This is a genomic window from Aquimarina sediminis, from assembly GCF_002895435.1.
GTDB classification, from domain to species: Bacteria; Bacteroidota; Bacteroidia; order Flavobacteriales; family Flavobacteriaceae; genus Aquimarina; species Aquimarina sediminis.
The window spans coordinates 170,254-181,360 of sequence record NZ_POYJ01000012.1 but is presented as its reverse complement, the minus strand read 5'-3'; the positions used below and the strand labels follow the sequence as shown (position 1 = coordinate 181,360).

Genomic DNA, 11,107 nt, shown 5'->3' with positions numbered 1-11,107 from the left:
AAAAAATGAACCTACTCAGACAAGCATTTCTATTTTTCTATATGAGAAAGTGGTATTCGAAGTGTTATATAGCTATGTGTAGAGAGGAGTGTATCTAATTTTGTTAGAAAAATTCAAAAGATTATTCTATCGCTTATCTACTATTATATAGTGTTATGCTTTTTTCATCAATAGTTTCATTCTCGCTTTGGCAGAAGATAAATCAGTGACTTCTTGTTTAATATCTGCAGTAGTGTTATGCAAAAGTTCTACATAAATATATTCTGAAAGATCCTTTGCGGTGGTGTGTTTAAAAAAAGTAACCTCATCCAAGTCTTCATCTATAAATGACTCAAGACTTCCTTTTAACTGCATAATTTGAAGTGAGGTAACTCCCAAATCAAAGAAGTTACTAGTATTTGTCAAATTATCAATCGTAAATAAATCTTCTACAGTGGCTAAAATCTGTTTTTCAATTTCTTCTCTCGACAATTTCTTTATTTGTGATTTAAGCTTCTTAGATTCAGTTTCAAATTGAATTAAAAAATCATCATACGCTCCATCAAAGTAATTATCCCTTAATACATACCTTTGCACCTTTCCGCTTGTGGTTTTCGGAATCTTATTAACTTTTATAATCTTTTTAATTCCTAAACCAACCCTCTGTCTAATATGCCTTTTTATTATATTGGTTACATTAACAAAATCCTGCATTGAACCATCATGAAGAATAAAAACAAAAATCTCATCCTGATGTTTTTCTTCATTAAAAACATTACACGATGCTGCTTGTTGAAACTTTATATTTGGGAGTTCTTCAATTACCTTATCTAGATCATTAGGAAAATAATTCTGACCGTTAATTAAAATCATTTCTTTGGCTCTTCCTGTTATTACTAGGTGTCCATTATGCAAAACCCCTAGATCTCCTGTATTAAACCATCTATCTTCTGACAAAGCTAGCTGAGTCGCATCAGGGTCATTGTAATATCCAGAAGTAACTGCTTGGCTCCTTAGATGAACAAAACCAAGAGTATCATCGGGCAAAGGAGTTTGGCTTTCATCAGTAATTTTAATCTCTGTCCCATAGTAAGGTCCTAAGTCTGCAAATGACGCCGTATTTCCAGAGTTACTATCCAAAAATTCAACTTCGTTTCCAACATGTAACTTATTGCGATCGATAAAATGTTCTCTTAGTAAATCTCCTTCATATCCATAACACAGGGAAACTCCTAATACCGCTTCTGCCAATCCGTATCCCGGTTTTATTACATCTTTTGAAAAACCATAAGGAGATAATGCTTTTGTAAAACTTCTGCTAACATCAATAGACACAGGTTCTGCACTATTAATCATCATTCTCAATTGATTAAAAGACAATTCTTCTAATTGTATTTTTTCTAGGTTATCTAAGGCATATTTATATCCAAAATTAGGCGAGCCAGAAACAGTAATTTGATGATTTGCCAGGCTTTTTACCCATAATTCTGGATAGGTCAAAAATACTATTGGAGGAATTAGATATTGCTGAGCATTTATAGCTAATGGTAGTAAATGAAAAAAGACAAGCCCCATATCATGAGTTAACGGCATCCAACCAAGAAACTTATCTGAACTTTGAATATTAAGGTGTTTGATAGAGTTTTGAAGATTATACAATATATTATCTTGCTTATTCATTACTCCTTTAGGTGATCCTGTAGATCCAGAAGAGAACTGAATAAATACCAAATCAGACGAACTCGCTGGTAAAGGAGATGCTTGTTTAGAATACGTTGGTTTTTCGAACTGTATTAACTTATCTATTATTTCTTTTTGAATATCTTTATTTGCTTCTAAGTCGAAACCAGCAATGATATCTTTTAAAGAAGGTAAATCCGTTATTAGATAAGGGTTTTTGAGCTTTCTCCAAACACTACTAATTTTATTGACTACCTCAATAGATACTCCAAACGTAACAGGAACCGGAATAATTTTTCCAAAAACACAAGCCCAAAACGTAATCAAAAACTTTTTACTCGACTGAAATTGAAATACCAGCTCATCACCAGGTTTTAACCCTTTTTCTTGTAAATCATGCAACATATATGTTGCCTCCAAATAGAGTTTTTTATATGACAAATACTCGGTCTTGTCATTTCCTTCGATGAAAGTTATCCCTCCTGGTTTCTTAGCTTTAAGGTTTTTTTGAAAAATCTCCTGAATTGTTGATTCTATCATTTTATAAAACGTTTGTTTCTTAAGGTTTTGGATTATGCTAATTCTAACTCCGAATTATGCATAATTTTTTCAATAATAATTGTCGATAACTGATTTACGGATGGTCCTGATAGAAATTCTATTGGAGATATCTCGATAGCAAGTTTATCATTGATTCTTCTAATCAGCTCTACAGATAATATTGAATCTATCCCTAAAAAGTTTATTCCTTTATCAGGTCTGATTTGTTCTTTTGACATTTTCAATATTTTTGCCAGTTCATCAGTTAATATTTCGACTATAAACTCTTGTTGATCATTAGATTCTAAAGACAGTAATTTATCCAAGTATGACGCTTGCGTCTCACTAAGTTTATCCTCAGTATTTGCATTTTCCTTTATTAGTTCCTCAAACAAAGAAAGCCCACTACCTCCAACATTTTTGGAAAGCGCTTTCCAGTTTAGATCAAAAAAGCCAATTTGTGTAGGTTTCTCCTGAAGAATCCTTGCCAGTCCCATAAAGACTTGTTCATTTGTAAAACTATGGATTCCTGTTCCTTGAAGGATTTTTTCTAGATTTTCACTTCTGGCCACTACCCCTGACTCTGCTAAGACACCAAGATTAATTGTGGTGGCAACAAGACCTTGACTTCTACGCATATAAGCAAATGAATCTAATAACGAATTTGCTGCGACATAATTGGCTTGTCCCATATTTCCGATAAGTGAAGATATTGAAGAGAATAACACAAAATGATCAAGTTCTAACTCTTTACTTAAGTGATGTAGGTTCATTGCTCCATCTACTTTTGGTCTTAATACCTTTCTAAATCGCTCATCATTCATATCCAATAAAAATCCATCATCCAGAACCATTGCACAATGAAAAATACCTACAAGAGGAGGAAGTTCTTTTTCTATTTGAGAAAACACCTTAGTCATTTGATCAGGCTCTGCGACATCCACAGCATACACCTGAACATTAACACCTTTCTTTCTCATCTGATCTACTTCTCTTTTTGTCTGTGTATTTTTAAGACCACTTCTACTAAGTAATGCAATGTTTTGTGCACCATTATCAACCATCCATTTTCCAATTTCGAGACCTAATCCTTTAGTTCCACCAGTGACTAGATAACTTTTATCAGCTTTGAATAATTTATCTTTCTCACTTTCAACTTCTATTAATTGATCTTTGAAATCTATAATCACTTTTCCAATATGCTTGCTTTCGTCTACCAATTTAAAGGCTTCAGAGATCTGATCTGGTGTAAAAACTTTTACGGGTAACGACTGTAAATCTCCAGAGGCTAGATATGCAGATAACTCATCCAATAAACTTGAGATTTTCTCTTGTCTTTCTCTAAGCATTCTATCCATGTCAATAGATATATATGAGAGGTTTTTATTAAAAAACTTCATCGGTAGAGAAGCATTATCGATAATATCTTTCTTACCGATTTCTAAATAAGTACCATATGGTGCCAAAACAGAAAAGCTTTGATATAGCATTTCTCCAGGCAAAGCACTAAGTACTACATCGACTCCTTTGCCTTCCGTTTCTTCCATTATTTTTTTGGAGAAATCAAGGTTTCTGGAGCTATATATGTGCGTGATACCAATAGATTTAAGGTAGTCTCGTTTTTCTTCAGTTCCTGCGGTAGCATAGATTTCTGCGCCTACCATTTTCGCATAGTTAATTGCTGCTAATCCAACTCCTCCTGTAGCGTTATGAATAAGCACTTTTTCTCCTTTTTTAAGACCTGCTTTATCTCCTAAACTATATAATACAGTAATGTAACTTGTTAATACGTTAGCTTCTGCAATATCCAAATTTTCAGGGCATTTTGTTGCCAAGTATTCAGAAGTAGTTGTATAAGATTGAAAAGTTCCTGCTGCAAACCCGATGACTTTATCTCCTACATTAAATTTTGTTACTCCTGGTCCTACTTTTGCAACAACTCCCGTGCAATCCAAACCTATTTTTTCTTCGCAATACGTCCCTTCAAGTGCTTCATTAGAAATTTTACTAGATACTTTTAAGTAATCTTTAAAGTTTATAGATGTGTTATCTATTGATATTTCAATTTCTCCTTCTTTAGGTTCTATCCTCTCTAAGTTTCCAAAATAAAGTTCATCTAGGCTAATAAACTGTGGAGCCTCTAATTTGAGCGGTCTATCTGTAAACCTGACAGTTTCTAATACTACTTCTTTTTCTTTTTGAATCCATTTTTGCATGATCTTTTTATACACTACATCTTCTCTTATTGCTATTTCTTCAAAAGATCTGTTAGTAGTATTTATTTTTTGCATCATAAGCTTCCAGGTTTCTGATGAAATAAGATCTTTGACATTCTCTTCTAAGTCTATTAACCTAACTTTAAAGTTGGGTAATTCATTACCTATAAGCCTTCCCAAACCATGAATAGCTGATGATTCTAGCGAATTTGTTTTATCTTCTTTTAAAACTACTTGACTCCCTTGGGTTATCAGATTTAGAATAACTTTATTTTGAGGTATGTTTGAAAAGAGTCTTACCAGATTGACTATTGGCTTCATTTGTTTTAAGCAATCTTCACTTACTTTGATTGACTCTTCGGCTGGTTTAATACTTAAGAGAGAGATTAAAACAATTTCTGTATTTTCATTATTTTCCCATAATTGAGAAGCACTTACTAAGTCTTCAAGATTAACTTCATAATGATCATGTCCCAATTCTCTATAATCAGTTCCTGATTCGATGATGACCACACGACCGTCAATCTGCGCCATCAATTGCTCGCTAAGTGAATAATCATGAGTAAAAATATAGGTTACTTGATCTGGTTTAATACTACTCACTTCATATTTATTCTGCTCTTCCAGCCAATTAGTTTGATACATACAATCCTCTAAGAAGTCTTCTGATTGCGGTGAACTACTTACAAGTTCCTGACACTTAAAATCTTCTATTTCTATAGCGATATTACCATCTTTGTCACAGATTATAAGATCTGCAATTGCCGAGTTAGAAGTCGAGCCTTTTAATCGTGAATAGCATAAAAATTCGTCTCCCGGAGTAGAATAACAATGAATCTTTCCTATAGAAACAGGGACAAATTCTGAACTATCAAAAACAATCATTGATTGGAAACACGCATCTAATAAAGTTGGATGGATGAAGTAATCCTGATCTGATTCATTAATAGCTGGATGCCCTTTGATATGAGCTACCAATTCTTTTTCTCCTAAGTTTATGGCTTTTATGGTTCTAAAATAAGGACCATACTCTAGTTTTGCTTTGCTTAATTTTTCATAGATTTCATCTTCTTCGAGTGTAGCATCGAGTCTATTCAGTATTTCTTTGATATCTATTGATCGAGACACCTTTGTATATTTACCTACTACAAATTTGCCAGTTGCTCTTTGTAACCAAGAAGTATTATCGCCTTCATCTTTACTTAGAACATTAAAATGGTTATTTTCAGAATTAAAGGAAGTGTATAAGTTTTGAACTTTGGCACTATCGATGGCTAACATCTGATGAAACTTTATGTTATCAAGCCTAAAAGGCACTGCTTGGCTAATCTCATATTGATAGAAAGCTATCCCTGCTGCGACATAACCAGCGCCAGGAAAAACGACTTTACCATGAACAACATGATCATTTAAGAAAGGAAAGAAAAACTTATTTAATTCTACCTCATAGGTTAACTGTGGTGAATGTACCTGAGAATTAAGGAACACACTCCCTTTACGTCCTAATCGTTCTTCTTGGGATTTCTTAGACTCTTTCCAATAATATTCTTTTTGCCAAGGATAAGATGGAAGTGAAAAATGAGGTAACTTATCGACCCATCTATCCCATTTTAGGGGGTATCCAAGTGTAAATAGTGTAGATAAGTTTTCAAAAAAGTTTAATTGTTCTGATTCTTTTCGGTTTAAAGTTTGTAAAAAATGGAAGTTTTTAGCATTTTTTACACATTCTACCATAGAATTCTTTAAAACTGGATGCGGTCCAACTTCTATAAATACGGTGTAGTTATCTTGAGCTAATGAATCTATTGTTTTTGCAAAATGGACTGGCTCACGCACATTTTTCCACCAGTACTCATTATTTATTTCTTTTCCCGAAATTTTATTTGCAGTTACTGTAGAATATAAATCAATTGTTGTCTCTGCCCCATCTAGTTCTTTAAGAGACTCTAACAATTCACCTTCTATAAGTTTCATCACAGGACTGTGGTATGGTACAGTAACATCTAATAAACGATGAAACACTTGCATAGATTCATATTTCTTAGCTAGTTTTTCAAGGCTTTCTTGTTCTCCTGATAAAGTTACTGAATTAGGGCTGTTGATTGCAGCCATAGATACATCCTTATACTCTTTGATGGTTTCGGCAACCTCTGACTCAGGGAGTCCCACTGCTAACATAGTTCCTTTTCCTGAAGTCAAATGTTGTAGCCTACTTCTATGGTAGCTTACTAGCAATGCTTCTTGTAATGAAAGGGCTCCAGAGATATATGTTGATGTTACTTCTCCTACACTATGTCCTACAACAGCATTTGGTGTTACACCGTAATGTTCTAATAATCTGGTTAACGCGACCTGAATAATAAAATTAGCTGGTTGTGCTATATAGGTTTCTTTAATTTTTGAAGTCTCTTCTGGTTTTTTAAGTTCTTCAAGTATTGACCATCCTGAGATGGCTTTAAAATGCTCTTCGCATTCTAGGACTGCTTCATAAAATACAGGTTCTTTTTCTATTAATTCTTTTCCCATTTTCCACCACTGTGGTCCCATTCCTGTATATACAAATACTATCTCTGGTTTTTTTTCTAAAGCACTTCCTTGTGATACCCCTTTTAATACAATTTCCTCTTCGTATGCCTCTATTTTACTTATCAATTCATCTTTAGAAGATGCAACAATTGCAAGTCGTTCAGAATGATGTGATCTACGATAAATAACATTACTTAAGATCTGAACAAAATTCTCTTCATTATCATTAATATACTCTTTATATTTTGATGCTAATTCATCTACGGCTTTTTTACTTTTTCCGCAAATTGGAAAAATAAAAGCATCTTCTTTAGTTAAATTATATAGGGTTTCGTTTTTTTCTGGACTAAATTGTTTTAATACTGCATGGGCATTTGTACCACCATAACCAAAAGAATTAACAGAAGCAAAGGACTCTTTGTCTTCAGGGAGTTTCTCTAATGAAGTCGGTACTTTCAAAATACTTTTTTCGTAGTTTAACGCAGGATTAGGAGTGTTAAAATGCAAATTTGCGGGAACGGCATTTTTATGAAGACAAAGTGCTGTTTTTATGAGCCCTGCAACTCCCGCTCCAGCTTCTAGATGACCGATATTGGTCTTTACTGACCCCACTAAACATTTGTTTTCTATATCTCCATTTTCAGATAATGCTTCATTTATGGCATTAAACTCTATTGGGTCTCCAACTGGTGTTCCTGTACCGTGAGCTTCAACATAATGTATGTCTTTTCTATCAATATTATGCTCTTTGTATATTTTTCGGATTAGTTCTTTTTGAGACTCTCCATTAGGAACCGTAATTCCATTTGTCTGACCATCCTGATTAGCCCCTGTACCATTAATTACCGCATATACTCTGTCATTATCTTTTAAGGCTTCTTCAAGAGGTTTTAATAAAACCATACCTGCTCCTTCTCCCCTTACATAACCTCCTGCATCACTATCAAACGCCTTGCATCGACTATGTTTTGATAGAAACTTCCCTTTACTCATCAAAATTGAATTCTCTGGTTTCATCATTACATTTACCCCTCCAACCAATGCCATTGATGATTCTTCATTCCAAATACTCTGACATGCATAATGTGTTGCCACTAATGATGAGGAACATGCAGTATCAATAGAAAGTGAAGGTCCTTTTAAATCATATGTATATGACAATCTATTAGATAACATTGTCATTGTAACTCCCGTTGCTGTATGAGAATTGATGAGTTCTCTATTGCCTTTGGACACCTGAAGAATATAATTATCAAAGGTAAATCCTCCAATAAACACTCCGGTTTTAGACCCTTTTAATTCTTCTAAAGGTATTCCTGCATCTTCCATAGCTTCATAAGCTACTTCTAATAACATTCGTTCCTGAGGATCAATTGATTCTGCTTCTCTTGGAGAGATCCCAAAAAAAAGTGGATCAAACTCTTCTACTCTTTCTTTCAGAAATCCTCCTTGTTTTGCTCTTATTTTACCAGGTTTTGCATCATCATCATCATAAAAACGCCTGTTATCCCATCTCTCTGAAGGTACATTCACAATAGTATCTGTTTCTTTTACCAGCATTTCCCAAAATTTTTCGGGAGATGAGCTTAATCCAGGAAATCGACATCCAATACCAACAATGGCAATAGGTTTTTTATTATTCATAATGTAAGTTTTATCGTATTAAAAAAAAGAAATAGAGATACCAGAACTATCTATTAGCCAAAGTAATGGCTTGTTCCTGTAATTGTATAATATGTAAAATGTAATCTAAGTTTGAATCTGCTATTCTGAAGCAATTGAATCTATTGGGTTCTCTTTTGAAGCTGATAATATTTTACCACTTACTGAAATAAGAACAACAAATAATGCCATTAAAGCTGCAATTATTAAATAAATAAATTTAACATCTTGATGATATGCAAATACATTCATCGCTTTTCCGGCTACTAAATACACAGTCAAAAGCCCTATGATTACAGATATTGCAAAAAGCACCAAATATTCTTTTAATAATAGTAGAAAAAGACTTTTGATATTTGCTCCTAGCACTTTTCGTATTGCGATCATCTTTTTCTGAGTTTTCAATGAAAAAGATACTAGGTTGTATAATCCTAAAATCGCTAATAAGATTGCCAAAATAGAGAAGAAAATAAAAATTTTGGTTACTCCTCGAAGAGCATTGAGAAAACTTCTGTCAAATTCGGATTCTAAAAATCTAAACTCCAAAGGTGTTTCAGGAAAGTTTGTATTAAAGAGATTATTTACCATTACCTTGGTTTCTTCTCTATTATTTGATGCTACCTTTACGGTTACATAGGCGCTTCTATGCTCTCCTTTATCCATGACCAATATCATTGGAGGAATTTTTTTAAACAATGTATAATCATTAAAATCTTTAACGACTCCTATTACTTTTAATTTACCATCGTCAATAGTTTTTCCTACTGCACTTTTCCAACCGAACAATCTTAGGGTTGTTTCATTAATAATACATGAATTTTGTATATCAGTGGCATATTCTTTAGAAAAGTTTCTTCCTTCTATCAATGACATTTTATAAGTATTCAAAAAATCATAATCGATAGCATGAGCTCTTAATAAGACTTTATCATTAGTATCACCACCTTCCCAGTTAACATTTTTTTGCCCGGTACTTCCATTAAAAGGTGCGGAATCTGAAATAGTACAATCCAACACATTTGGATCTTGAAGTAATCTATCTTTTAGTACTTTAAGATATTCCATCTCTTGATTATCAGAAGTTTCAATCCGAGATACTAATAAATCTTCTTTTACAAACCCAATATCCTTCTTCTCTATATAACTTATTTGTTCTATAATAAGAATTGAGATAAATATCAAAGGCATAACAACGGCTAATTGAAATGCTACAAGAAATTTTCTTAAAACTGCACGCCTTTTAATAGATGCATTTCCTTGAAGAAAGGATGAGATCTTTAAAGAAGATAGAAAAAAAACAGGATACAGACCTGCTAAAGCACCCAATAAGAGTACTGCAAATGCAGTATTTACAAAAAACAACCAATCTCTGCTCAATACAATCGATAAATCTTTATCAACTACCAAGTTAAAGAAGGGAAGTATTACTAGTACTAACAATATTGAAATAATAAATGCAATAAACACAGTAACTAATGATTCTATAATAAATTGATATCTCAGATGATCCTGAGGGATACCAAGTACTTTTTTTATACCTATCTCCAACTCTCTATCCATAACCTGAGCTGTAGTAGAATTTATATAGTTTAAGGCTGTAATCAAAGCTGTAAAAATTACTACCGCCAGAAAAAGATACAAAATCGTAACATCACTTCTTTTTCCTCCTCCACCTCTTACTTTTGAGGTTTTTATATATATATCCTTAAGAGGTCTTAAACTCAATAATTGCTGAACTCCATCATTCAAAGTAATACGAGATGTTAAAAAATTCTTTACTTTTTTTGATACAGCATCAGTATTAGCTTGATTATCTAACAAAACATAAATAGTAGAGTTAAATATATTTAATCCTGCATCTGGTTTATAGCCTGTAATTGCCTTATGAGAATTATACGAGATTATATAATCCATCTCTAAGTGAGAATTAACAGGGTGATCTTCAAAAACACCAGTAACAATACAATCATATTTCTTATCAATTCGAACAGTTTTTCCGATTATGTTTCCATTAGAAGAAATTTTATTTACCAATGATTGAGAAAGTAATATACTCATTGGACTTTCTAATGATTTGTACTTATCTCCTTGAATCAAATTGACAGTAAATAGCTTCAAAAATGTATCATCAGCATACAGTCCTTTCTTTTCATGATACATTTCATCATTAAAGGTTATATAATTAGATGTTGGTGTGATGTTTACTGCATCCGTTATCTCAGGAATATTACTTATTAATTCTTTTGATAATGAATATGGAGCAGAATCCCATGTTTCCTTTTGAATTTTACTTATCGAGGTTCTTTCTACTCTAAATAACCTATCATAATTTGTATTAAATGCATCATAACTTTTTTCATAATTAATATAAAAAAGCATTAATATGACAGAGGATAATCCAATAGCAAGACCAAAGATATTAATAGCCGAATACCATTTATTTTTAAGAAGCCGACGTATTGCAAATACAAAATTACGTTTTAACATATCATTGTTAGGTTTAA

3 protein-coding genes are annotated in these 11,107 nt (G+C 32.9%); all 3 read right to left on the bottom strand.

Annotation, left to right across the window (positions count from 1 at the left end):
* Positions 1-153: 153 nt before the first annotated feature.
* The 3 genes from C1X07_RS20930 to C1X07_RS20920 all read right to left on the bottom strand — a co-directional run bounded on the left by C1X07_RS20930 (position 154) and on the right by C1X07_RS20920 (position 11,090).
* The gene (locus C1X07_RS20930; RefSeq protein ID WP_103071997.1) at positions 154-2,199 is read right to left on the bottom strand and encodes a non-ribosomal peptide synthetase; all 2,046 of its coding nucleotides are present in this window, start codon (positions 2,197-2,199) and stop codon (positions 154-156) included.
* A 32-nt stretch (positions 2,200-2,231) separates the two neighbouring features.
* Positions 2,232-8,585: a type I polyketide synthase gene (locus C1X07_RS20925; protein ID WP_103071996.1), complete on the bottom strand. Its 6,354-nt coding sequence runs from the start codon at positions 8,583-8,585 to the stop codon at positions 2,232-2,234.
* A gap of 120 nt (positions 8,586-8,705) precedes the next feature.
* On the bottom strand, positions 8,706-11,090 hold the full coding sequence (locus tag C1X07_RS20920) for an ABC transporter permease (protein ID WP_103071995.1): 2,385 nt from the start codon (positions 11,088-11,090) through the stop codon (positions 8,706-8,708).
* Between the last annotated feature and the right edge of the window lie 17 nt (positions 11,091-11,107).

Coding starts and splice junctions, on each gene's coding strand:
- C1X07_RS20930 (WP_103071997.1), bottom strand. CDS start 2,199: ATGATAGAATCAACAATTCAGGAGATTTTTCAAAAAAACCTTAAAGCT.
- C1X07_RS20925 (WP_103071996.1), bottom strand. CDS start 8,585: ATGAATAATAAAAAACCTATTGCCATTGTTGGTATTGGATGTCGATTT.
- C1X07_RS20920 (WP_103071995.1), bottom strand. CDS start 11,090: ATGTTAAAACGTAATTTTGTATTTGCAATACGTCGGCTTCTTAAAAAT.